At 68.0% G+C, this 24,396-nt stretch carries 22 protein-coding genes; 13 read left to right on the forward strand and 9 right to left on the reverse strand.

All coding sequences use genetic code 11. From position 1 onward, the window contains the following. The first annotated feature begins 116 nt into the window (after positions 1-116). From DK847_RS12120 to DK847_RS12135, 4 genes are all read left to right on the forward strand, one after another. A complete protein-coding gene (locus tag DK847_RS12120; RefSeq protein ID WP_111198783.1) occupies positions 117-1,688 on the forward strand; it encodes an amino acid permease in 1,572 nt (523 codons plus the stop codon). A 68-nt stretch (positions 1,689-1,756) separates the two neighbouring features. Next, positions 1,757-3,112 carry an NAD(P)/FAD-dependent oxidoreductase gene (locus DK847_RS12125; RefSeq protein WP_111198784.1) on the forward strand — a complete coding sequence of 452 codons (1,356 nt, stop codon included), beginning with the start codon at positions 1,757-1,759 and terminating at the stop codon, positions 3,110-3,112. Continuing rightward, on the forward strand, positions 3,099-3,965 hold the full coding sequence (locus tag DK847_RS12130; RefSeq protein WP_161957249.1) for an NAD(P)/FAD-dependent oxidoreductase: 867 nt from the start codon (positions 3,099-3,101) through the stop codon (positions 3,963-3,965). The genes DK847_RS12125 and DK847_RS12130 overlap by 14 nt, the downstream gene beginning before the upstream one ends. Then, positions 3,962-5,383: an FGGY family carbohydrate kinase gene (locus DK847_RS12135; RefSeq protein WP_111198786.1), complete on the forward strand. Its 1,422-nt coding sequence runs from the start codon at positions 3,962-3,964 to the stop codon at positions 5,381-5,383. Before DK847_RS12130 ends, DK847_RS12135 begins: the two co-directional genes overlap by 4 nt. On the opposite strand, the gene DK847_RS12140 is transcribed toward DK847_RS12135, so the two are convergent. From DK847_RS12140 to DK847_RS12180, 9 genes are all read right to left on the reverse strand, one after another. Beyond that, positions 5,380-5,904: a GNAT family N-acetyltransferase gene (locus DK847_RS12140; protein ID WP_111198787.1), complete on the reverse strand. Its 525-nt coding sequence runs from the start codon at positions 5,902-5,904 to the stop codon at positions 5,380-5,382. The two genes, DK847_RS12135 and DK847_RS12140, sit on opposite strands and share 4 nt — an antisense overlap. Before the next feature lie 98 nt (positions 5,905-6,002). Next, positions 6,003-7,139 (reverse strand): type III PLP-dependent enzyme, encoded by a 1,137-nt coding sequence (locus tag DK847_RS12145; protein ID WP_111198788.1) that lies wholly within the window; start codon positions 7,137-7,139, stop codon positions 6,003-6,005. 319 nt (positions 7,140-7,458) lie between these two features. Next, a complete protein-coding gene (locus DK847_RS12150; protein ID WP_111198789.1) occupies positions 7,459-8,064 on the reverse strand; it encodes a CDP-alcohol phosphatidyltransferase family protein in 606 nt (201 codons plus the stop codon). Beyond that, positions 8,057-8,701, reverse strand: a complete 645-nt coding sequence (locus DK847_RS12155; protein ID WP_111198790.1) for an ATP-binding cassette domain-containing protein — start codon at positions 8,699-8,701, stop codon at positions 8,057-8,059. The genes DK847_RS12150 and DK847_RS12155 overlap by 8 nt, the downstream gene beginning before the upstream one ends. Then, the gene (locus DK847_RS12160) at positions 8,692-10,290 is read right to left on the reverse strand and encodes an ABC transporter permease family protein (RefSeq protein WP_111198791.1); all 1,599 of its coding nucleotides are present in this window, start codon (positions 10,288-10,290) and stop codon (positions 8,692-8,694) included. Before DK847_RS12160 ends, DK847_RS12155 begins: the two co-directional genes overlap by 10 nt. Continuing rightward, on the reverse strand, positions 10,287-11,480 hold the full coding sequence (locus DK847_RS12165) for an ABC transporter substrate-binding protein (protein ID WP_111198792.1): 1,194 nt from the start codon (positions 11,478-11,480) through the stop codon (positions 10,287-10,289). Before DK847_RS12165 ends, DK847_RS12160 begins: the two co-directional genes overlap by 4 nt. A 185-nt stretch (positions 11,481-11,665) precedes the next feature. After that, positions 11,666-13,264: a CRTAC1 family protein gene (locus DK847_RS12170; RefSeq protein WP_111198793.1), complete on the reverse strand. Its 1,599-nt coding sequence runs from the start codon at positions 13,262-13,264 to the stop codon at positions 11,666-11,668. Beyond that, complete coding sequence (locus DK847_RS12175) at positions 13,261-14,583, reverse strand: vanadium-dependent haloperoxidase (protein ID WP_245414594.1); 1,323 nt, start codon at positions 14,581-14,583, stop codon at positions 13,261-13,263. The genes DK847_RS12170 and DK847_RS12175 overlap by 4 nt, the downstream gene beginning before the upstream one ends. Next, complete coding sequence (locus DK847_RS12180) at positions 14,580-15,836, reverse strand: ROK family transcriptional regulator (RefSeq protein ID WP_111198794.1); 1,257 nt, start codon at positions 15,834-15,836, stop codon at positions 14,580-14,582. The genes DK847_RS12175 and DK847_RS12180 overlap by 4 nt, the downstream gene beginning before the upstream one ends. A gap of 220 nt (positions 15,837-16,056) precedes the next feature. Between DK847_RS12180 and DK847_RS12185 the strand changes: the two genes are divergently transcribed. The 9 genes from DK847_RS12185 to DK847_RS12225 all read left to right on the forward strand — a co-directional run bounded on the left by DK847_RS12185 (position 16,057) and on the right by DK847_RS12225 (position 24,388). Beyond that, on the forward strand, positions 16,057-17,112 hold the full coding sequence (locus DK847_RS12185) for a substrate-binding domain-containing protein (RefSeq protein WP_111198795.1): 1,056 nt from the start codon (positions 16,057-16,059) through the stop codon (positions 17,110-17,112). Positions 17,113-17,244: 132 nt separating this feature from the next. Then, complete coding sequence (locus DK847_RS12190; protein ID WP_111198796.1) at positions 17,245-18,591, forward strand: sugar ABC transporter permease; 1,347 nt, start codon at positions 17,245-17,247, stop codon at positions 18,589-18,591. Positions 18,592-18,603: 12 nt separating this feature from the next. Beyond that, positions 18,604-19,440, forward strand: coding sequence for an ATP-binding cassette domain-containing protein (locus DK847_RS12195; protein ID WP_111198797.1), 837 nt, complete (start codon positions 18,604-18,606; stop codon positions 19,438-19,440). Beyond that, positions 19,437-20,357: a sugar kinase gene (locus DK847_RS12200; protein ID WP_111198967.1), complete on the forward strand. Its 921-nt coding sequence runs from the start codon at positions 19,437-19,439 to the stop codon at positions 20,355-20,357. The genes DK847_RS12195 and DK847_RS12200 overlap by 4 nt, the downstream gene beginning before the upstream one ends. Before the next feature lie 81 nt (positions 20,358-20,438). Beyond that, entirely contained in the window at positions 20,439-20,957 is a 519-nt protein-coding gene (locus DK847_RS12205; RefSeq protein ID WP_161957250.1) for a hemerythrin domain-containing protein, read from the forward strand. 190 nt (positions 20,958-21,147) lie between these two features. Then, positions 21,148-21,444 (forward strand): STAS domain-containing protein, encoded by a 297-nt coding sequence (locus DK847_RS12210; RefSeq protein WP_111198799.1) that lies wholly within the window; start codon positions 21,148-21,150, stop codon positions 21,442-21,444. Next, the gene (locus DK847_RS12215) at positions 21,441-21,806 is read left to right on the forward strand and encodes a response regulator (protein WP_111198800.1); all 366 of its coding nucleotides are present in this window, start codon (positions 21,441-21,443) and stop codon (positions 21,804-21,806) included. The genes DK847_RS12210 and DK847_RS12215 overlap by 4 nt, the downstream gene beginning before the upstream one ends. An 11-nt stretch (positions 21,807-21,817) precedes the next feature. Further along, positions 21,818-23,914 (forward strand): chemotaxis protein CheA, encoded by a 2,097-nt coding sequence (locus DK847_RS12220; protein WP_111198801.1) that lies wholly within the window; start codon positions 21,818-21,820, stop codon positions 23,912-23,914. Between the two features lie 3 nt (positions 23,915-23,917). Then, positions 23,918-24,388 (forward strand): chemotaxis protein CheW, encoded by a 471-nt coding sequence (locus DK847_RS12225; RefSeq protein ID WP_111198802.1) that lies wholly within the window; start codon positions 23,918-23,920, stop codon positions 24,386-24,388. The last annotated feature ends 8 nt before the right edge of the window (positions 24,389-24,396 follow it).

Below are 24,396 nucleotides of genomic sequence, written 5' to 3' on the forward strand. Positions count from 1 at the left end.
TTCCGTTACAGAATGATCACGGGGAAAAGGGGCTTCGCTGGCCCAAGCCAGCGATTCCAGCACAGCAAACACAACAACACGCCAAGAATCCCCTGGGGCGTGGGGGAGATGCCTTTATGGAACACATGACCGAGGACGAAAAAGTCCTCCACAACATGGGTTATGCGCAGGAACTTGCGCGCCGCATGAGCGGGTTCTCGAACTTCGCGATTTCCTTCTCGATCATCTGCATCCTGGCCGGTGGCATCACCGCGTTCCCGGTGGCCTTCTCGTCGGGCGGCGGCTTCTCGGTGTCGATCGGCTGGCTGGTGGGCGGCTTCTTCGCCCTCGTGGTCGCCGCATCGGTCGGCCAGATCGCCTCGGCCTATCCGACTGCCGGCGGCCTCTATCACTGGGCCTCCATCCTCGGCGGCCGCGGCTGGGGCTGGCTCTGCGCCTGGATCAACCTCGTCGGCCTCATCTTCGTGGTCGCCTCGGTGAACTTCGGCGTCTACCTGCTGCTGAAGGACCTCGTGATCACCGGCGTCTTCGGCGTCGACACCTCGGCCTGGGGCGCGCTGCATGCCAGCATCTTCGTGACGATCTTCGCCGTCACCCAGGCGCTGTTCAATCATTTCGGCATCAAGATCACCACGATGCTGACGGACTTCTCCGGCTACCTGATCTTCGTGGTGGCGATCGGCCTCACGCTTTCGATGCTGATCTGGGGGGCGTCCTTCGACCTGTCGCGGCTGTTCACCTTCGTCAACAACTCGGGCGAGCCGGGCGGCCTCGTGGTGCCGGAGCCGCGCACCGCGCTGGTGGCCTTCCTCATCGGCCTGCTCTACCCGCTTTACACCATCACCGGCTTCGATGCCTCGGCGCACACCTCCGAGGAAACCATCAATGCCAGGTCCACCGTGCCGAAGGGCATGCTGAACTCGGTGTTCTGGTCGCTGCTGTTCGGCTTCTTCCTCGCCTCGTCCTTCGTGCTGGCCATGCCGGACACGACGGTGGCGGCAAAGGACGGCTTCAACTCCTTCTTCAACCTGTTCAACACCCTGCCGATGCCGGAGCTCCTGCGTGACCTGCTGGCCATCGGCATCGTGATCGCCAACTACATCTGCGGCCTCGCCGGCATGACCTCCACCTCGCGCATGATCTATGCCTTCGCGCGTGACGGCGGCCTTCCGGCCTCCAAGGCCCTGGCGACCATCCACCCCAAGCACCGCACGCCCGTCAATGCCATCTGGCTGACGGCGGCGCTGTCGGCGGGTGCCTGCTACTATGCGCCCTTCATGTTCGCGCTGGCCGCCGGCTGTGCGCTCTTCCTCTACATTTCCTACGCCATGCCGGTGGCCGCGGGCCTGTTCGCGGAAGGCAAGACCTGGACCGAGTACGGCCCGTTCCGCCTCGGTGCCTGGTCGAAGCCCTTCGCGATCATCACCATCATCGGCGTGGTCATCCTCGCCTATGCCGGCATTCAGCCGCCCTTCAACCCGATCATCCTGCCGCTGTTCCCGGACCTCGTGTTCCCGCTGAACCAGCTCACCAATCCGCTGATCTTCCTGGCGGTTGCGATGGGACTGGGCTGGTTCCTGTCGGAGCGCAAGCGCTTCAAGGGCCCGCCCATCGGCGAGGAGATCAAGCGCCGCCAAGCCGAGATCGCGGCCCGCGAGAAGGCGCTCGACGCGGCGGAAGCCTCGTAAGCCACACCACGTCCGAAGGGGCGGCGCGCAAGTGCCGCCCCTTTTTCGTTTGTGCTAGGATCGCAGCCATGCAGCGGAGCTTCGACATCGCGGTGATCGGCGGCGGCGTGGTGGGCCTCGCCATCCTGCGCCGCTTCGCCATGGCCGGTCTTTCCGCCGTGCTGCTGGAGCGCGGTGCCGATATCCTGAGCGGCGCCTCCAAGGGCAACAGCGCGCTGCTGCATACGGGCTTCGATGCGCCCACGGGAAGCCTCGAGCTCGCCTGCATGCAGGCGGGCCATGCCGAATATCTCGAAATCCGTGACCGGCTGAATCTGCCGCTGGTGAGGAGCTCCGCCCTCGTCGTGGCGTGGTCGGAGGAGGAGCAGGCGAAGCTCGACGGCATCGTGGCCAAGGCCCATGCCAACGGCGTCGCCGACGTGCGTCCTGTCGCGCGCGATGAATTGCGGCTGCTCGAGCCTGAACTCGCACCTGCAGCGCGCGCCGCCGTGCTGGTGCCGGGCGAACACATCATCGATGCCTGGTCCGCCCCGCTCGCCTATGCCCACCAGGCGCTGGCCCATGGCGCGGTGATCCTGCGCCATGCGGAGGTGACGGGCGGTGACTTTGCGAACGGAGCGTGGACGCTTGCCAGCAAGGCAGGTCCCGTCACTGCGCGCGTGGTCGTCAATGCCGCCGGGAATTTCGGCGACCTCGTGGAAGCGATCGCGCGGGCCTCTCCCTTCACCATCACGCCGCGCCGCGGGCAATTCGTGGTCTTTGACAAGCAGGCCTCCCGGCTGGTCGATGCCATCATCCTGCCCGTGCCCACCGAGCGCACCAAGGGCGTGGTGCTGTTCCGCACCGCCTTCGGCAATCTCGCCATCGGCCCCACGGCGGAGGACGTTCCTGAGCGCGAGGTGGCCGCGACCGACATCGCGACACTGGAAAAACTCAAGGCACGCGCGCTGGAGATGGTGCCCGCCCTGCAGGGCATCGGCGTCAACGCCATTTATGCGGGCTTGAGGCCCGCGACGGAACACAAGGACTATGTGATCGAAGCGCTGCCCGACCGCGGCTGGATCACCGTGGGCGGCATCCGCTCCACCGGCCTCACGGCCAGCCTCGGCATCGCGCGGCATGTGGCGGGGCTCTATGCGTCCAATTTCGGCGCGCTGCCTGAGGCGCCACAGCCTGTCTGGACGCCGGTGCCCAACCTCACCGAGGGGCGGCCGCGGCCCTACATGGACGGCGGCGAGATCGTCTGCCATTGCGAATGGGTGACGCGGGCTGAGATCGAGCGGGCCCTCGAAGGGCCTCTGCCCGCAGGCGACCTTGGCGGCCTCAAGCGCCGCACGCGCGCCATGATGGGGCGCTGCCAGGGCTTCAACTGTTCCGCCCATGTCGAGGCCATGTTCCGGGAGAAGACCTATGGAACGGCGTGACGTGGTCATCATCGGCGGCGGACCCGCAGGGCTTTCCGCCGGGCGGCGCTTTTCCGAACTGGGCATCGCTGCCACGGTGCTGGAGCGCGAACAGCAGGCGGGTGGCATTCCGCGCCATTGCGGGCATCTGGGCTTCGGCTGGCAGAGCCACCGCCGCATCTGGACCGGCCCGCGCTTTGCCCAGCAGCTGCGCGCAGACTCGGAGAAGCTCGACCTGCGCACCGGCCACACCGTGCTCGGCATCGACGGTGACATTCTGCGCGTCCAGAACGCGCAGGGCATCCACGACATGTCGGCCGGCAGGATTCTGCTTGCGACGGGCACGCGGGAATCACCGCGCGCCCCGCGCTTCGTCGGCGGCGCGCGCCCGCGCGGGGTGATGACCACCGGCGCGCTGCAGGCCAATGTCTATCTGCAGAACTTCAAGCCTTTCGAACGGCCTGTGATCATCGGCAGCGAACTGGTCGCCTTCTCCGCCATCCTCACCTGCCGCCACTTCGGCATCCGGCCCGTGGCGATGATCGAGGCGCAGGACAGCATCTCCGCGCCCCGCACCGGCGATCTCGTCGCGCGGCTTCTCTATGGCGTGCCGGTGTGGACGAAGACCAAGCTCGTCGCCATCGAGGGGCGCGCGCAGGTGGAGGCGGTGGAGATCGAGCGCGAGGGCCGGCATGAGCGCGTGGCCTGCGATGGCGTGATCTTCACGGGCCAATGGGTGCCGGAGGCCGCGCTGCTGGTGAACCGGCCGAAGGTGACGCTCGCCGGCAATGTGCATGGCGCGCTCAAGACCTCCGGCGCCTGCTGGCGCGAGGGCCGCGCGATCGCGGAGAAGATGGCAGGAGAATTGGCGTGAAAGTCGTTGCAGTCGACCAGGGCACCACGGGCACCAAGTCCTATGTCTATGACGCGGACGGACGCTTCACCTCCGTGGCCGGTTTCGAGCATGCGCAGGTCTATCCGCAGCCGGGCTGGGTGGAGCATGATCCGGACGAATTGCTGCGCCATGTCACCGAGGCCATCGCCGCGGCAGGAGAGGTCGACGCGATCGGCATCGACAACCAGGGCGAAACCGTCATCGCCTGGGACTCTGCGACGGGCCGCCCCATCCACAACGCCATCGTCTGGCAGGATGACCGCACCAAGGACGTGACCGCGCGGCTCAAGGCCGAGGGGGCCGAGGAGCTGACGCAGCGCGTGGCGGGCCTGCCGCTCGACCCTTACTTCTCCGCTGCCAAGCTGCGCTGGTTCATCGACCATGTGCCGGAGGCGAAGCAGCTGCTGAAGGAGAAGCGCCTGCGGCTCGGCACCTCCGAGGCCTTCTTCCTCGCGCGCCTGACCGGACACTTCGTCACCGACGTCACCAATGCCTCGCGCACCAGCCTGATGTCGCTCGATTCGTTCCAGTGGGATTCGCAGCTCTGCGATCTCTTCGGCGTGCCGGTGGAGTGCCTGCCGGAGATCAGGCCTTCGACCGGGCCCTTCGGCGAGCACAGGGGCGTGCCCGTCACCGCGAGCTTCGTCGACCAGCAGGCGGCCCTCTTCGGTCATGGTTGCTCAGGTCTGGGCGACGTGAAGATCACCTTCGGCACCGGCGCCTTCGCGCTGGCGATTGCCGGGGCGGAACGGTTGAATGGCAGCCGCTTCGGCATCGTGCCCACGGTCGCCTGGCAGCAGATGAGGGACAGGCCCCATTTCGCGCTGGAAGGCGGTGTCTACAATGCGGCCTCGGCGGTGAACTGGGCCAGGCAGCTCGGGCTTTTCAGCGACCTTGCGGAGATCAACGCCTTCGACAAGCCACCCGCCATCCTGCGTGACCTCGCCTTCGTGCCTGCGCTTTCGGGCCTCGCATGCCCGCACTGGGACCGCGCGGCCTCAGGAATGTGGATCGGGTTGGGGCTGGATACGACGCGCGCCGACCTGATGCAGAGCCTCATCGAGGGCGTGGCGCTGCGTGCGGCGGAGGTGATCGCGGCGATGGCCGAGTTGCTGCCGCTGTCGGCCACCGTCTCGGTCGATGGCGGCATGGCGCGAAACCCTTACCTCTTGCAGGTGCTGGCGGATGTGACGGGGCGGACCATCGTGGTTCCGTCCTCCACCGACCTCACGGCACTGGGAACCGCCCGCATGGCGATGCGGGGGCTGGGTGCGGCACGTCTTCCCGACATGCCGCCCCCGGCCAGCAGCGTGAAGCCGGTGGGGACCTATGGCCCTCAGGCGCGCAGCCGCTTCGCCACAGCGATAACGCGCGCCCGGGGCTGGAAGGAAGCTTAGGCGGCCTGCCGTTGAGCGGCCTCGCGCCGGCCGCAGCCGGCGACGAAACCTTCCGCGCCGTCGAGCGCACCGGGGATCAGTTCGATCCCGAGGAAGCGCGCGCGGTCCACCGGGCCCGGCAGGTGCAGGTCCGCCATCGGGGCACCCGAGAAGCCGAAGCGCGCATAGTAAGGCGCATCACCGACCAGGATGATGGCCGCATGGCCGAGGAGCTTCGCCTCGGCGATCGCATGGCGCATCAGTGCCGCGCCGATGCCCTTGCCCTGGTGCCTGCAGTCGACGGCCAGCGGCCCCAGCAGCAGGGCAGGGCCGGCGGAGCCCGCCACCACGTCCCACAGGCGCAGCGTGCCGACGAGCCTGCCCTTCTCGTCGACGGCGCTGAAGGCGAGGCCTTCCGACGGCAGGCGGCCCTCGCGCAGGCGCTCGGAGGTCTTGCGGCGGCGGCTCTTGCCGAAGGCGCGGTCGAGCAGGCGCTCGCGGGCGGCCACGTCGGCCTGGGTCTCGGTGCGGATCTGGATCATGTCGAAAGCCTTCCTGTCATCCCGGCGATACGCGCCGGAACCCAAAGAGTGAGGAGGTCCCCCGGCACGGGCCGGGGGCGACGGGAGTGTGGGTTACGTCAGATGACGTAGGACTTGAGCGGCGAGAAGCCGTTGAAGGCCACGGCCGCATAGGTCGTCGTATAGGCGCCGGTGGCCTCGATCAGGACCTCGTCACCCACGGTGAGCGTCACCGGCAGGTCGTAGGGCACCTTCTCGTAGAGCACGTCGGCCGAGTCGCAGGTCGGGCCTGCGATCACGCAGGGGGCCTTCTCGTCGCCGTCCTTCGCCGTCACGATCGGGTAGCGGATCGCCTCGTCCATCGTCTCGGCGAGGCCGCCGAACTTGCCGATGTCGAGGTAGACCCAGCGGTGGTTGTCGTTGGCGTGCTTCTTCGAGATCAGCACCACCTCGGCCTTCACCACGCCGGCATTGCCCACCATGCCGCGGCCCGGCTCGATGATCGTTTCGGGGATCGCGTTGCCGAAATGCTTGGTCAGCGCCTCGTGGATGGCATTGGCGTAGCTGCCCGTGCCCGGCACCTCTTTCAGGTACCTGGTCGGGAAGCCGCCGCCGAGGTTCACCATCTTGAGCGTGATGCCGCGAGCCTGCATAGCATCGAAGATCGCCTTCGACTCCTCGAGCGCCTGGTCCCAGGCCTCGAGCCTGGTCTGCTGCGAGCCGACGTGGAAGGAGATGCCATAGGCCTCGAGCCCCAGCCTGTGGGCATGCATCAGCACGTCCACCGCCATGGCGGGCTCGCAGCCGAACTTGCGCGACAGCGGCCACTCCGCACCGGCCCCATCGGTGAGGATGCGGCAGAACACCTGCGCGCCGGGGGCGGCGCGGGCGACCTTCTCCACTTCCTCGTCCGAATCGACGGCGAAGAGCTTTACTCCGAGGGCGTGGGCGCGCGCGATGTCGCGCTCCTTCTTGATGGTGTTGCCGAAGGAGATGCGGTCCGCCGTGGCGCCGGCGGCAAGGGCCATCTCGATTTCCGGCACCGAGGCGGTGTCGAAGCAGGAGCCCATGTCGGCCAGCATCTTGAGGATCTCCGGTGCCGGGTTGGCCTTCACCGCATAGAAGATGCGGGTGTCGGGCATGGCGCGGCGGAAGGCGCGGTAGTTGTCGGCAATGACCTCGAGGTCGACGACGAGGCACGGGCCTTCGGGACGTCGGTCACGCAGGAAGTCGAGAATGCGGGCGGTGGCGGCCATGGGTCTATCTCCCGGAATCAAGAATGCGTTGCCTGCGCCGGAATGATGACGCTCGCCCCGCGCTGTGGAGACGCGGGATACGCTCGGATCAGACTGACGTTCGCCTTGGCTTGATCGGGAATGTCCCAATCGCACATGGGGCAAGGATAGTGGTGCCTCTCAGTAACCCCGGCCTTTGGAGGAGCCGGCAGAGACCAAAAAGCCCGCACCGTCGTTGCTTTGGGGATGTCCTTGAGGCACGTGCGACTTTGGGCGAGCGCGATATGTTCCTGTTCGCCGTCACATGCAAGGATTTTTTGCCCCCGCGGGCAAAGTTTTTTCAGCCGAAGGCCTTCCAGCCGGCGTGAAGCCGCGTCGCCGCTGTCAGCGCACAGAGCGCTGCATAGAAATACGCCAGCACCGCGAAGTGCTCCGGCCACACGCACATGGCGAGGAAGCAGGCGATGGTCTCGGTGCCCTCGGTGAGGCCGCCGAGATAGTAGAAGGCCTTGGAGGGATAGTCGGTGCTCTTGAGGCCGCGCTTCTCCGCCAGCACGGCGAAGGCGAGGAAGCTCGTTCCCGTCACCACGAAAGCGGCGAGCAGCACGGCGGCGGCGAGTGCATTCTCGCCCGGTGCGGCGATACCGAAGGCCAGCGGGATCGCGGCGTAGAAGACGAAGTCGAGCGAGATGTCGAGGAAGGCGCCGCGCTCCGAGGAGGTGGAAAGCCGTGCGAGTGCGCCGTCGATGCCATCGAGGGCGCGGTTGGCGAGCAGTGGAACGAGCGCCAGCAGGCTGTGGCCGGAGGCCACCAGCCCGGCGGCCAGCATGCCAAGCGCAAAGCCCGCCAGCGTCACCTGGTCCGCCGTGATGCCACGCGCGGCCAGCCACCGGGCAGCGGCGTCGACGGCGGGCTTCACGAGCTTCAGGGCCAGCCGGTCAAGCATGGGCCACCTTGCCGTCCTTCAGCCGCAGCACGCGGCCGCCGGGCGGCACGTCGGCGTCATCATGCGTCACCATCAGGCAGGGAATGCGGCGGGCCGCGATGTGCTCGAACACGAAGCGGCGCATCGCCTGGCGCAGTTCCGCATCGAGCTTGTTGAAGGGCTCGTCCAGCAGCATGGCCCGGGGCTCCGCCACCAGGGCGCGCATGAGCGCCACGCGGGCGCGCTGGCCGCCCGACAGCGTGTGCGGCGGCCGGTCACCGAAGCCCGGCAGCTCCGCTTCGGCCAGCGCGGCGTCGACCTTCGCCAGCCGCTCCGCACGGGCCCCGCGCGGCATGCCGAAGAGCAGGTTCTCCGCCACGGTGAGATGCGGGAAGAGCAGGTCGTCCTGGAACAGCCGCCCGATGTGCCGCGCCTCGGGCGGCAGGCCGCCGAGGGCCGCGCCGTCGAGGCTCACGCCGCCCGCGGCGGTGAAGAGCGGGTCGAGGTCGCCTGCGATGAAGGACAGCAGCGTCGACTTGCCGGAGCCGCTGCCGCCCATCAGCGTCACCGTTTCGCCGGGCGCCACGGTGAGCGACAGGGGCTGGATCAAGCTCCAGTCTCCGAGGCGGATCGACACCTGCTCCAGCCTCAGCGCCATCGGGGCCTCCCCAGCAGGGCAGCGGCGAGGAAGGCGATGAGCGGCGGCGCGGCCAGCGCCAGTGCGAAGGCGGCGGTGAGGGCGCGGTTGCCGCCAGCGGCGAGCGTCACCGCCTCCATCGGCAGCGTGCTGAAGCGTCCCGCGGCGATGAGTTGTGCGGGCACGTATTGCGCGATCGACACGGCGAAGCCGATGGCGGCCGCCGTGAGCAGCGGCGCCTTCAGCAGCGGCAGCTTCACGGCGAGCAGCGCGCGCATGCGGGACGCGGAGAGGGCGCGTCCCGCCGCCACGTAACGCCCGTCGAAGCTGCGCCAGGGCCCTGCGAGCACGATCAGCACATAGGCGGCAACCGGTGTGAGATGCGCGAGGAATAGCCCGGCCAGCGTGCCGGTGAGGCCCAGCGGCAGGAACAGCCGGTATTGCCCGCCGGCACTCGCCATCTGCGGCAGGGCGAGGGCGACGAGCGCGAGGCCGATCACCCAGCGGTCACGCGACGGCGCCTGCGTTTCGAACCACATCATGGCCAGCATGACGGCCGTGATGGCGGCGGCGAGTGACAGCGTGAGGCTCAGCCACAGGGGCGCTGCCGTCACCTTCATCCAGGCCGCGCCATCCGCTGCTGGCGGCAGCAGCGCAGGGTAGGGCCAGCGCGGCGCCAGGGAGAGGATGACCAGCACCACCATCGCGAGGACGAGAATGGCAAGTGCAAAGGCCCCGACAAGCGCAGCGAGGCCGCGGGGTGCGCGCAGTGATGACGGACCCACGGTAAGAAGCCGGTGCAGCGGGCCATGGGCCTGCCGCAGCACCAGCGCCACGCCGCCCAGCAGCAGCGCGAGCGCGGCGGTGAGCAGCAGCACCATGGCGAGGCCCATGCCATTCATGGCCGTGTCCACGTCGTTGAGTGCATGCCAGATCACCACGGCCAGCGTCGGCGGCTGCGTCGGCCCCAGCACCAGCGCCATGTCCACCACCGTGGCGCCATAGACGAAGACGATCACCAGCGGCCAGCGCAAGTCCTTGAGCAGCGGCGGCAGCACCACGCGCAGGAAGGCGGAGCCCGGCGAATGGCCGAGGCTCGCTGCCGCGCGGCAGGCCTGCCGCAGCCGCAGCGCCGCGTCACCGCGTGACAGGATGCCGAGCCCGGCGGTGAGCAGGAAGGGCAGCTCCTTCAGGGCAAGGGCCAGCGACAGGGTCAGCCCCCAGGGGTCCTGGACCGTCACCCATTGCGGCGGCGCCTCGCCCCCGATGACGAGCCGCGCCAGCAACCCCGATGGCATGACGAGGAAGCCGAAGCCGATCGCGAAGGCGAGGTGCGGAATGGCGAGGCCCGCGGCCGCGAGGGATTGCAGGCTGTACCAGAGCCGGCTGCGGTAGAGCCCGGCGAGCAGCGTCAGCGTGAGGGCCAGCGCGAGAAGGGTGGAGATGGCCCCGGTGCCGAGCGACAGGGCGAGCGCCGGCCACAGCTGCGGATGCGCCAGCGCCATGCGCCAGGCCTCACTGTCGCCTGCTGCGGGCAGCAGCATCGCGAGGCCTGCAAGCAGCGGCAGCGCCCAGAACAGCAGCAGCGGTGCGGCACCTAGTCTCGTCATGCGCCGTAGCGTTCGAGCCAGGCCGCCTCGAGCAGCGGCACCCAGCTGCCATGCGGCTCGGGGATGGTGCGGGCGGGGTCCTTCACGGCACCCGGCGCATCACCGCCGGTGAACAGCGCGCGCTGCGCGGGCGTCAGCTTGTCCATGTCGAGCACGGTGGGGTCGCCCCAGATCTTGAGATCCGCCTTGCGCGCCTGGGCTTCGGGCGAGAGCAGGAAATCCGCCACCACCTGTGCGGCCGCCTTTGAATTCGAGTTGATCGGGATCGCCACGAAATGCGAGTTGCCGATGCTGCCGCCGCGGTTCTGCCAGGCAATGGTCGTGTCGGGCAGCGTGCCGGCGGAGACGAGGTTTGCCGCCTCGTTGGGGTTGAAGGTGAGGCCCATCAGCAATTCGCCGTCGGAGAGCATCTGCGTCACCTGCGCCTGGGTCGGCGGGAACTGCTTGCCCTCGCGCCACAGATAGGGGTGAAGCTGATCAAGGAACTCGAACAGCGGCTGCGTGGCCTCGGTGAAGGTGTCCTTGTCGATGGCGAGCGGCAGCAGCGCGCGGTCATCGATGGTCTCCACCAGCGCCTGCTTGACGAAGGTGGTGCCATGGAAATCGGGCGGTGCCGGATAGGTGATGCGGCCCGGTTCGTCGCGCGCCAGGTCGAGCAGCTCCAGCATCGACATGGGTGGCGTGTCGAGCTTCGCGCCGTCGGCGAAGAAGGTGAGCTGCGCCATGCCCCAGGGCGATTCGAGCCCCTCGGTGCCCTCGGCGAAATCGACGAGTGTCGTCGGCTTGCCGTCGGTGTCGACCAGCGCGAAATTGGGGAGGTCACCGGTGAAGGGGCCGAAGAGCAGCTGCTCCTCCTTCATCACGTGGAAGTTCTGGCCATTGATCCAGATGAGATCGACACTGCCTTGCCTGCCCGCCTTCACCTCGTCGCGCACCCGGCGCACGGCTTCCCCCGTGTCGCTGAGCTTCACATGCTCGAGGGTGATGCCATGACGCGTGGCGAGTTCACCCGCCGCCCAGGCGATATAGTCATTGACCTGCGGCGAGCCGGCCCAGGCATTGAAATAGACAGTCTGGCCCCTGGCCTGCTTCTCGATGTCGTCCCAGCTCTCCTCGGCGCGGGCAGGCGAGAGAAAGGGCGTCAGCGCCAAGAGGCTCGCGAAGCCGCGGCGGGTGAATGTCAGGGGCATGGGTCCGTCTCCGTCTGCAACCCTCATAAGGGGGTGGAGCGGAAAAGAAAATCAGCTTGGCGTGAAGGAACCAGCAGGGATCATCTTTCTCGAAGATCGTCATCCCGGCGAAAGCCGGGACCCAGCTTTCTGTCCGCTGGGTTACTGCCCGAAGCTGGGCCCCAGCTTTCGCTGGGGTGACGGGACTAACGGTTGGGCGTCCACGCCTCGGCCGCGGCCTTCGCCTTGTCCAGCACCGCGAAGCCATTGGCGTCGACTGTCATCGGTTTCCCCCAGTCCTCGCCCGGCCAGCGCACACGGACCTCGGCCTGCTTCGCATCGCCGATGCCGAAATGCACCCAGCCGGACTGGCCGGAGACATGGCCGCCGCCGGACACGACTTCCCGCGCCTGGCGGCCCAGCTCCGTCTTCACCTCGACCATCGCGCCGATGGCATTCACGTTGCCGCCGGGCTGCTGCAGCTTCACCTCGATCCAGTTGCCCGCCCCCGGCGTCACGTTGCGCCAGAGCTGTGTGGGCGCATAGCGGTTGACCACCAGCAGGTCGACGAGGCCATCGAGGTTGAAGTCGGTGAGCACGCCGCCGCGCGCCGTCTCGGTCGAGGCGACGCCCGCCTTGTCCGCCATCTCGATGAACGTGCCGTCTCGTGCCTGGACGAGCAGGTTGTTCGGATCCTTCATCGCGAAGTCCGGCATCTCGGAGACATTGCCCTTGGCGATGAAGATATCCGCAAGGCCATCATTGTTCACGTCCTGGAAATCGATGTGCCAGGCGGTGGAGGGCTTGAGGTCGTCGCCGGTGAAGGGCCGGTGCGCGGTGACGCCTTTCGGCCAGGCCACGTCCTTGAACGTCGGCTTGGCCGCGCCGCCATCCTTGGGCGGCTCCTTCAGCGTCTGCAGCTTGTTGTCGGCCATCGAGGTGATGGCATATTCCTGGTAGCCGTCGCCATCGAGGTCGTAGCCGGCGATCCCCATGCCCCAGATGCGCAGATAGGCCCAGCCGTCCTCCTTGGTGTAGAGCTTCGGTGGTTGGCCCGGCCGGACTTGCCACATCTGCTCCTGACCGCCCTCGTAATACTCGCGGTCATTTGCCATGCGCAGGTCGGCGGTGCCGGAATTGTTCCAGTCGGTGAACAGCATGGAGAGCGGGCAGTAGCTGGGCGTCAGCGCGACCGGCGCATCGAAGCCTTTGGCGCCGGGCTTCGGCCGCTGCATCACGTTGGGCGTGCAGGAGCCCCAGGGTTCGAGTTCCTGGGCGCGGTCGATGTAGTTGCCGATGGCGATGGTGGGCCACTGATTGCCCTTCTCCCAGGTCGCGGCATAGGCGGTGGACCAGCCGTCGCCGCCCGCGAAGCCCCAGTCCTCGTTGGCGCGGGTGAACTGGCAATCGCCCTTGCCCTTCATCACGATGTTCTCGCCCACGCGCAGCACCACCACATCCATGATGCCGTCGCCATCGATGTCGATGGGATAGGCGCCGGTCATGGCGTCGAACTCGAGGCCGCTCTGCTGCTTCGCGAATGTGAGCGCGCCACCCCTGGCGCTCCTGTTGACATAGAAGGCCGCGGGCATCTCGCCGCCGGCGATCAGCACGTCCTCGAAGCCGTCCCCGTTGCAGTCGAAGGCAGCGGCACCGCCGCCCACCATGTATTGCCACTGGCCGGTATAGACGCTGTCGATGCCGGAGGTCTTCGTCTCCTCGGTGAAGGCGGGCACGACCGGCGTGTCCGCCGCATGGGCCTGCCCCGCCGCGAGCATCAGCAGGGCAAGGGCAGCCCGCCTCATGCCGCGCTCCGCGTTCGCAGTGCGATGGCGAACTGCGCGATGCAGCGGCCCTGTTCGAGACCCTGCTCGATGGCGGGGCGGAAATGGATGCCGCCATACATGCGCGACATGCCGGCCTCGTCCGCGGCGGCCGTGAAGCTCGCGAACTTGCGCTCGCCCAGCCCGTCGCGCACATGGCTGCGGTCGGTGAAGGCGACGTTGTCGCCATAGATCGACGTCAGCACAGCTGCGGCAGCGCCCGACTCGGTCGAATGCCCGCTCGGATACTCCGGGAACGGAGGCGTGATGAGGAGCGGTTCCCACTTGGCGTCGATCAGCTTCTTGATGACGGTGACGGGGCGCACGTAGTCATACTGGTACTTGGCGTTCCAGCAGCCGATGAATCCATCCGCCATGGCAACGCCCAGCCGCATCATCACCTCGGCCGTCTCGTCGAGGCCCGCCTTCTTCTCTGCCAGCAGGTCATGCGCGATGGCGATCCAGTGGCCGGGCGGCGTGAAGGACAGCATCGGGTCATCCGACCAGAAGCGCGCGATGGCGACCTGTTCAGGCATCAGGCGCATGGTGACGTCATAGACCTCCTTCGCCTGCGCGTAGAACTCCGATGACGGGTCTTCGCTGTAGGTCGGCGGCGGCGGCAACCCGCAGCTGGCGCCCGACGGCATGGCGAAGCTGCGGTTCTGCCCCCATGTCGGCAGCAGCGGAACCTGCTGCTGGCGGATGGCGCTGGTCGGCACCCAGTGGCCGGGCTCCTTCGACACATCGTAAGCCATGGGAAAGCCCATGTTCTCGATCACCGCGCCGCCATCATCCTTGGACCAGTCGATGATCGCCGCCTTCAGCGTCTCGCCATAGGCGAGGCTCGCCTCCACCACGTCACCGGGAAGCCCCTGCAGCGCCGCGCCCTTCAGCTTCTTCTCGGCCGCAGCCATGACGCGCTGGCCGGTTGGGCCCGTATTGCCGAAGAAGGTCTTGACGGCGGAGGCCATCACGCAATGGGTGATGACGGCATCGCTGTAGCGCTTGGCGGGATCGCGCGGCGGCAGGGCCTTCAACCCGTTGAGCTGGCCTTCGAGCGAGACGAGCGAAGTGGAGCCCGAGGCCACCGCCTGGTAGGCGGCGACACCGAGATAGGCGAAGGCGCGGCTGGCCACGGGCGGTGAATAGGTGGCGGTGTGGCGCACCAGCATCAGCACCACCTTGTACCATTGCCGCAGGATCGCGCCGCCATTGTCCTCCGCCAGGGCGAGGCGCCCGGAAAGGCCCAGCAGCGCGGCGGCAGCCACGCCTTTCAAAGCACTGCGGCGGGTCATCATCATGCGACGGTCTCCAGTTCGCGGCCCTTCTTCAGGGGTCCATGTGCAAAGATCTCGCGGTCGACGTGGCGCAGCGCCCGGTCGATCGTGCCCTTGATGATCATGTCGGTGTCGATCGGCACCACCTCGATCTCGACGGTGCGGCGAAGCTCGTCGACGACACCCTGCTCCAGCGCGCGCTCGAGATGCGGGCGGATCAGCGGCATGGCGCGGGTGCCGGGCCCCGCCAGCACGATGCGCGCCGGCGTGAGGATGGCGATGAGGCGGGCAAGCCCGAAGCCCAGCGCCTCGCCGGCCTTGGCATAGGCCGAGACCGCGGCGGGCTCGCCGCGATGCGCCGCGGCCTCCAGCGCCAGCATGTCGTCCGGCGGAATGGCGTTGGACGAGGGCGGCTGCGTGGCGGCATGGCCCGAGGCCCAGCGCAGAAGGCTGTAATCCGCCACATAGGCCTCGACGCAGCCGCGGCGGCCGCACCGGCACAGCGGGCCGTCCGGCAGGTGGTTCATGTGGCCGAACTCGGCGGCAGCCCCGGTGGGCCCGTGATAGACTTGGCCGTTGATGATGAGGCCCATGCCCACGCCCCAGCCCATGAAGACCACGGCCGCGGTGCCTCCGTAGCGCTTGCGGTCGCTGCCGATCAGCCCCTCGGCGATCATGTTGGCGTCATTGGCCACCCGGCAGGCAATGCCAAGGCGCTCTTCGATCGCCGCCGCCACCGAGATGTTCCGCCCACGGAAGGCCGGGCTCCACACCACCGTGCCGGCCTGCGAATCGGCCACGCCCTGCACCGCGATGCCGACCCGGGCCACGCGCCGCGTGGGGACGCGCGCCTTGGTGAGCAGCGCCGTGATCTCGTCCGCCACCAGCTTGCCGAAGGCGGCCGAGTCGGCGTCATGGGTGGCGCTGCGCGAGGTGCGGCGCGCCAGGATGGCGCCGCGCGCGTCTGCCAGCGCCAGTTCAAGGCCGTCGATCGACACCTTCACGGCCACCACATTGGCGCCCTTCGGGTTGAAGTCGATCTGCGTCGTCGGCCGGCCGCGGCGCTGCGGGCCCTCGGCGGCGGTATGGGGCGTATGCGCCTCCTCCAGGATGCCGTCGCCAATCAGCTGCGAGGAGATCGAGGTGATCGAGGCGGGGGAAAGCCCGGTGTGGCGGCCCATGTCGACCCGCGCCATGGCGCCATGCTGGCGCAGCGCCTCGAGCAGCAGGAGACGGTTCTGCCGGCGCACGAGGTCGCTGTCGGCCTTCTCCCGCATGGTCCTCCCTGTTTCGCATGTGCAACATTCTTTTGCGTTGCACTATTTTGTTTTGGTTATTTTGCATGTTGACTCCGAACACGGATTGTCGCAACATTTTTTTGGACGCCGAAATAAAACAACAGATCGTCCATGGCCCAGGAACCCCGTGCGGTGGCGTGACAGCTGCTCCAGGGAGGCGTCCCACGGGAACCATACGGCTTGGAGGAGGACCCAACGAATGCTTCGCAAGATCCTGACACTGGCGGCCGGCGCTGCGGCGCTCACCGCTGCCAGCCTGGCGACGACCCCGGCCATGGCTGCCGGCAAGAACATCTGCGTCTCCTGGAAGACCTTCCAGGAAGAGCGCTGGAAGACCGACGAAGCGGCGATCAAGGCCGTGGTGGAAGCGGCCGGCAACAAGTATTTCTCGGCTGACGCGCAGGGCTCCGCCGCCAAGCAGCAGGCCGACATCGAAGGCCTGATCACCCAGGGCTGCAACGTCATTCTCGTCGTCGCCTTCGACTCCGACGCCATCCTGCCGGCCTTCCAGGCCGCGGCTGACGCCGGCGTGAAGATGATCTCCTACGACGTGCTCGTCGAGCATCCCGATGCGCTCTACGTGACCTTCGACAACGTGGGCGTTGGCCGCCTGATGGCCAAGACCATGCTCGAGAAGGGCAAGCAGGAAGGCAACTTCGCCTTCATCAAGGGCGACAAGGGCGACCCGAACGCCACCTTCCTGTTCCAGGGCATCATGGAAGTGCTGAAGCCGAACATCGACGCCGGCAAGATCAAGAACGTCTGTGAAACCTTCACCGACGGCTGGAAGCCGGATGCCGCCCAGAAGAACATGGAGCAGTGCCTGACCTCGGTGAACAACAAGGTCGATGCGGTGATCTCCGAGAACGACGGCATGGCCGGCGGCGTCGTTGCCGCTCTCGAGGCCCAGGGCCTCGCCGGCACCGTGCCGGTCACCGGCCAGGACGGCGACAAGGCCGCCCTGAACCGCGTGGCGCTCGGCACCCAGCTCGTGTCGGTCTGGAAGGACTCGCGCGTGCTCGGCAAGGCTGCGGCCGAATTTGCCAACATGATCGCCGACGGCAAGGCCAACACCGACATCCCGAATGTCGGCAAGTTCAACTCCGGCGCCAAGGGCGTCGAGGTGAACGCCGTGCTGATCGCCCCGAACCCGATCACCAAGGCCAACCTGAACGACGTCATCGACGGCGGCTGGGTGACGAAGGACGAAGTCTGCGCCGGCGTGGCGGCAGGCTCGGTCGACGCGTGCAAGTAAAGGGCTGCACGCCGGGACTGTGACACGACTGGCCGCGCCACTCCCCATGGGGTGGCGCGGTTTTCATGAGGCCGGGCGCCGCCAGAAGCGCCGCACACAAAACACCAGACAGCCTGAAGGGAGGACCCGCCGATGGCCGCCATCGACAATACCCAGAGCCCCGCACTGGAACGCGAAGGCGCGGTGACGCGCTTCCTGCGCGCCACCGAAATCGACTCGCGCATGCTCGGCATGCTGGGCGCGCTGCTGGTCATCTGGGTCGGCTTCGATCTCGCCAGCGCCTTCATCCGCGGCGGCGACGGCCTCCTCGGCGGCACCTTCCTCACGCCCCGCAACCTGTGGATCCTGCTGGTCCAGACCTCCTCCATCGCGGTGATGACCACGGGCATGGTGCTGATCATCGTCATGCGCCACATCGACCTCTCCGTGGGCTCCGTCCTGGGCTTCACTGCCGTCTGCATCGGCACCATGCAGGTCTACTGGCTGGGGCCGGCACTGGGCGTTGGCCATCCGGCGATCTGGATCATCACGCTTGTCCTCGGGCTTGCCCTGGGTGCCGCCATCGGCGCGCTGCACGGCACGCTCATCGCCTATTTCGGCATTCCCTCCTTCATCGTCACGCTGGGCGGCCTCATCGTCTGGCGCGGTGCCGCCTGGTCGGTCATCCGCGGCGAGACGGTGGCGCCCATGGACAAGAACTTCAAGCTCATCGGCGGCGGCATCTCCGGCATCACGCCCGGTTCGATCGGCGCCACGGCAAGCTGGGTGCTCGGTTTCATCATCTGCGCGGCCATCGTGGCGCTGATCTGGAACGGCCGCCAGCAGAGGAAGCGCTTCAACTTCGTGCTGAAGCCGGTGTGGGCCGAGGTGCTGCTCGCCGCCGCCGGCTGTGCGGCCGTCCTCGGCATCACCTTCGTGCTCAACTCCTATTACTGGCCCAAGGGCGTGGTCGACCGCTGGGCCCAGCAGACCGGGGCCACCATTCCGCCCGAGGGGCTCAACATCTCCTTCGGCTATTCCATCCCGGTGCTGATCGCGCTGTTCGTCGGCATCGCCATGACCTTCGTCGCCAACCGCACCCGCTTCGGCCGCTACATCTATGCGATCGGCGGCAACCCGGAAGCGGCCGAGCTCGCCGGCATCAACACCAAGAAGATCACCCTCATGGTGTTCTCGCTGATGGGCATGCTGGCGGCGATCTCCGCCTCCATCTCCTCGGCCCGCCTCGACTCGGCCACCAATGCGCTGGGCCAGTTCGACGAGCTCTACGTCATCGCCGCGGCGGTGATCGGCGGCACCTCGCTGGCCGGCGGCCTCGGCACCATCTACGGCGCCATGCTCGGCGCCCTCGTCATGCAGTCGCTGCAGTCGGGCATGACGCTGCTCAACTTCGAATCCGCCACCAAGGACATGGTGGTGGGCTGTGTCCTGGTCTTCGCCGTCTTCGTCGACCAGGTCTATCGCCGTCGCGTCAAGTAAGGGGAGCGCACCATGTCAACGCACGCACACGCCCACAAGCACCCCACCGAAGTCCCGCGCTCCGGCCCGCCGCTGATCGAGATGAAGGACATTTCCATCGCCTTCGGCGGCATCAAGGCGGTGGACCACGCCTCGGTCGACCTCTATCCCGGCGAGGTCGTTGGCCTGCTCGGCCACAACGGTGCGGGCAAGTCGACGCTGATCAAGATCCTGTCGGGCGCCTACCAGCGCGACCATGGCGACATCTTCATCAATGGCGAGAAGGTGGACATCGCCAACCCGCGTGACGCCAAGGCGCTGGGCATCGAGACGATCTACCAGACGCTGGCGCTCGCCGACAATGTCGATGCGGCCGCCAACCTCTATCTCGGCCGCGAGCTGCGCACCTCCTGGGGCACGCTGGACGACGTCGCCATGGAGGCCGAGTGCCGCAAGGTGATGGGCCGCCTCAACCCCAATTTCCGCCGCTTCAAGGAGCCGGTGAAGGCGCTTTCCGGCGGCCAGCGCCAGTCGGTCGCCATCGCGCGCGCCATCCACTTCAATGCCCGCATCCTGATCATGGACGAGCCGACGGCGGCGCTGGGCCCGCAGGAGACCGCGCAGGTCGGCGAGCTCATCAAGCAGCTGAAGGCGGAAGGCATCGGCATCTTCCTCATCAGCCACGACCTGCATGACGTGTTCGACCTCGCCGACCGCCTCACGGTGATGAAGAACGGCCGCGTCGTCGGCACGGCGCGGACCTCCGACGTCGACCATGACGAGGTGCTCGGCATGATCATTGCCGGCAAGTGCCCGCCCGGCGCCATTCCCGGCCCGGGCGCCCTGCAGAGCCCGGCAGCCGCGGCGTGAGCCGTTTCGGCGTCCTCGCCCTCGGCGAGCCGCTCTATGAACTGAACCGCCAGCCGGACGGCAACTGGCTGACGGGCTTCGGCGGCGACACGCTCAACGTGGCCATCGCCGCCGCGCGTCTCGGCTGTCCCGCCGCCTATGTCACGCGGCTGGGGGACGACATCTTCGCCACCGAACTGCGCGAGCTGATGCAGCGCGAGGCCATCGACACCTCTGCCGTCGCGGTGGACGCGGGTGCCCCCACGGGCCTCTACTTCGTCACCCATGGCGCGGCCGGCCATGTCTTCACCTATCGCCGCGCCGGCTCCGCCGCCAGCCGCATGACGCCGGCGGACCTTGATCAGGGCCTCATCGCCGCCGCCACCTTCCTGCATGTCTCCGGCATCAGCCAGGCGATCAGCCGCGGCGCGGCGGAGACCGTCGCCGCCGCCATCGCCATGGCCCGCGCCGCCGGCACGCGGGTGTCCTTCGACACCAATTTCCGGCCGCGCCTGTGGAGCGCCCCCGAGGCCCGCCCCCTGGCGGAAGCCGCCGCCGCCGCGGCCGACGTCTTCAAGACCTCCGCCGAGGATGCCGCCGCCCTCTTCGGCCTCACCGAGCCCGCCGCCATCGCCCGCCACGTGCTGGGCCTCGGCGCCCGCGCCGTTGTCGTCACGCTGGGCCGGGACGGGGTGGCGCTGGCCACCGCGGCGGGGCTGGAGCGTCTGCCCGGCCGCGCCGTCGCCACGCGCGATGCCACCGGCGCGGGGGATGCCTTCACCGGTGCCTTGCTGGCGCAGCTGGCGCTGGGCGAGGAGTTGGCCAGTGCTGCACGTTTTGCGAATGTCGCGGCCGCCCTTTCCACCCAGGGCTATGGCGCCATCGCGCCCCTGCCGGGGCGCCAGGCGGTGGACGCCGCCCTGCGGGCCGCCGATTGATCTGGATCAAGGCCCCTTGGGTCCCGGCCCTTGAAATTGGGCGATGATTTCAGGAACCAGCCGTTGATGTCGGACCACGCCGTGAGTGACAGACCGAACCCTCTGGCGCGCAATCCGCTGGACATGATCGCCAGCGCCCATGCCCTGCAGGTGCAGATGTGCGACGCCATGGAGCGCATCGCCGATGGCCTGCCGGACGAGGTGGACCGCCGCCTCTGCGCCCAGGTCGCCTCCTGCCTGCAGTTCGACCTGCCGCTGCACCACCATGACGAGGAAGAAGGCCTCTTCCCGCTGCTCATGAAGCGGGCGAAACCCGAGGACGGGCTGGACCAGATCCTGGCGCGGCTGGCCTCCGAACATTCCTCCGACAACGACTTCGCCTCGGAGATCGCCGAGGCGCTGGAAACCCTGGGGCAGGGCGGCCGCCCCGCCAATCCGGAGATGCTGGGCTACATGCTGCGCGGCTTCTTCGAGCGCTACCGCCGCCATGTGCACTGGGAAAACCAGCTCGTCATGCCGCTCGCCCGCCTCCGCCTCACCCGCGAGGACCTCGACGAGCTGCAGGCCACCATGAACGAGAACCGCCGCCAGGCCAGCTAGGCCGCGAATTCCATTCCTCCTTCCCCACCGGGAGAACGGAATGGACTGCGGCGGCCATCCGCCCTGCCTGCGCGGCCAGGGATTGATTGACCGACGTCCCTCCAGCCTGACACAAACTTGCCTGCCTAGCCTCTGACCCGAACAGCAGCGGAGCGGGAGGCCATGCGCATGTCCATCGACAAGGTGCCGGATGAGCGATAGTCCGGGCATCACCACCCTGCGCCTCAGGCCCTCGCTCGACCCGACCGCCATCGAGGAGCTGCTGCGCGACCTCAGGAAGGCCCGCAACACGGCGGTTGTGGTGGAGGCGGGCGACGTCGCCCGCGTCTCCACCGTGGCGCTGCAGGCGCTGCTCTCCGCCTGGATGACCTGGCGCTCCGACGGGCACGACTTCCATGTCGCCGCCGCCTCTCCCGCCCTCGTCGATGCCGCGGCACTGCTCGGCCTCCCCAGGGACTTTCTCGCCCGTGAAGGACTTGCCTCATGACCGTCACCATCCTCACCGTCAATGATTCCCGCACCATGCGCGACATGCTGCGCATGGCCCTCGTCGATGCCGGCTTCCGGGTCGTGCAGGCCGAGGATGGCCTGCATGGTCTCGACGTGCTGCGCCAGGAGGTGCCGCATGTGGTCATCACCGACATCAACATGCCGCGCATGGATGGTTTCGGCTTCATCGAGGCGGTGCGGCAGGACCAGCAGTACCGCGCCATCCCCATCCTGGTGCTGACCACCGAGAGCGACGACGAGAAGAAGGCCCGCGCAAGGCGGGCCGGTGCCACCGGCTGGATCGTCAAGCCCTTCGACCCGGCGAAGCTCGTCGCCGCCATCCGCCGCGTCGCCGCCTGAGGAGTGTGCTGATGGACCCGATGGCCGAAATCCGCCTCACCTTCTTCCAGGAATGCGAGGAACAGCTGGCCGCCCTCGAGAATGGCCTGCTCGCCATGCAGGAAGGCGAGACCGATTCCGAAACCGTCAACGCCGTGTTCCGCGCCGTGCATTCGATCAAGGGCGGGGCGGGGGCCTTCAAGCTCGACGCGCTGGTGAGCTTCGCCCATGTCTTCGAGACGGCGCTGGACAAGGTGCGCTCCGGCAGCCTCGCGCCCGATGCCGATGCGATGAAGCTGTTCCTGCGCGCCGCCGATGCGCTGGCCGATCTTGTGGCGGCGAGCCGCGACGGCGCGGTGGAGGACGCCAGCCCCTATGTGGCGATCGAGGAGGAATTCAACGCCCTCATCGGCGGCGGCCCGGCGGAGGAGGAGGATGAATTCGCCGGCATGGACTTCCAGCCCATCGTCACCGCCTTCGACGAGCCCGCGCCGGCGCGCAACCGCTATGCGATCCGCTTCCGTCCGCTGCGCGAACTCTATGCCAAGGCCAATGAACCACTGGCCCTGCTGCGCGAGCTTGCCCGGCTCGGGACGCTCGAGTCCCAGTGCGACATCAAGAACCTGCCCTTCCTCGACACCTTCGAACCCGAGGACAGCTATCTCTCCTGGGAGCTCCAGCTCGACACCGACGCCTCCCTCGCCGCCGTGAAGGAGGTCTTCGACTTCGTCGAGGGCGACTGCGACCTGGCAATCGCGGCGCAGCCGCCCGCCGAACAGGCAGCGCCTGTGCCGCAGGAGATGGACATCACCGCCATCCTGCGCAAGGTGCGCGAGGAAGCCCCTGCCATCGCCGCCGCCGCCGCTGCGGCGGCCCCCGCGCAGCCCGAGGCCGAAGCCGCCCCCAAGGCCAGGGCGGTGGTGCAGCCAACGATCCGCGTCGACCTCGACCGCGTCGACCGGCTCATCAATCTCGTGGGCGAGCTCGTCATCAACCAGGCCATGCTCACCCAGCGCGTGCTGCATTCGAGCCACGTGCGCGACCGCGAGGTGACATCGAGCCTCGAGGAACTCGAACGCCTGACGCGCGAGATCCAGGAAAGCGTCATGGCCATCCGCGCCCAGCCGGTGCGCCCGCTGTTCCAGCGCATGTCCCGGATCGTGCGCGAGGTGGCCGATGCCACCGCCAAGGACGTGCGGCTGCGCACCGAGGGCGAGGCGACGGAGGTCGACAAGACGGTGGTCGAGCTCCTTGCCGATCCGCTCACCCACATGATCCGCAATGCGGTGGACCACGGCCTCGAAAGCCCCGAGCAGCGAACCGCTGCCGGCAAGCCGCCCGAGGGCACGGTCAGGCTTGCCGCGGCGCATCGCTCCGGCCGCGTCATCATCGAGGTCAGCGACGATGGCCAGGGCATCAACCGGCCCAGGGTGCTGCAGAAGGCCATCGCCAACGGCCTGGTGCCGCCCGACGCGCAGCTCTCCGACAGCGAGATCGACAACCTGCTCTTCCTGCCCGGCTTCTCCACCGCCAGTTCGGTGTCCAACATTTCGGGCCGCGGCGTGGGCATGGATGTGGTCAAGCGCTCGATCCAGGCCCTGGGCGGCCGCATCTCGATCTCCTCCGCGCCGGGGCAGGGCTCCACCTTCACGCTCTCGCTCCCGCTCACGCTCGCGGTGCTCGACGGCATCGTGGTCACGGTCGACGAGCAGGTCTTCGTGATACCGCTCACCGCCATCGTCGAGACGGTGAAGCACGAGCCCTCGCGCATCCATCACCTAGGGGATCACTCCTTCGTGCTGCGGGTGCGCGACGTGCTGGTGCCGCTGGTCGACGTCGGCGCCGAGCTGGGCGTGAGGGCGCCCGCCTCCGACCTCCGCTCCGGTGTGGCCATCCTCATCGAGACGGCCAACGGCACCAGGAGCGCGCTGCTCGTCGACAACATCCAGGACCAGCGCCAGGTGGTGATCAAGAGCCTCGAGACCAACTACATGCGCGTCGATGGCATCGCCGCCGCCACCATCCTCGGCGATGGCCGCGTGGCGATGATCCTCGACGTCGATGCCCTGGTCGGCCCGCGCCACCATGACTGGGCGCAGGCCGAAATCCCCCTTGCCAAAGCGAGCTGAGACATGATCGAGAAATCCGCCCGGGAGCTGACCCGCGAAGCCGAATTCGTCGCCTTCCGCGCCGGCGGCCTCGAGTTCTGCATCAACATCATGTCGGTGCGCGAGATCCGCGGCTGGACGCCGGCCACCGCCATCCCGCGGGCACCCTCCTACATCCGCGGCGTCATCAACCTGCGCGGCGTGGTGCTGCCCATCGTCGACCTGGGGGTAAGGCTCGGCCTTCCCGGCACCGAGCCCACGGCGCGCCACGTCATCATCGTCGCCCAGGTGGGCGAGCGCGCCGCGGGGCTGCTGGTCGACTCGGTCTCCGACATCCTGTCGGTCGAGGACACCTCGATCCAGCCCACGCCGGATGTCGCCTCGCAGCTCGCGCGCATGTTCGTGCGCGGCGTCATCGCCATGGATGGCCGCATGATCTCGGTCATCACCATGGACAACGTGCTGCCCGCGGGCATCGAGCTGGAAGCGGCATGAAGGGCGTG

The organism is Aestuariivirga litoralis (assembly GCF_003234965.1).
Lineage (GTDB): Bacteria > Pseudomonadota > Alphaproteobacteria > Rhizobiales > Aestuariivirgaceae > Aestuariivirga > Aestuariivirga litoralis.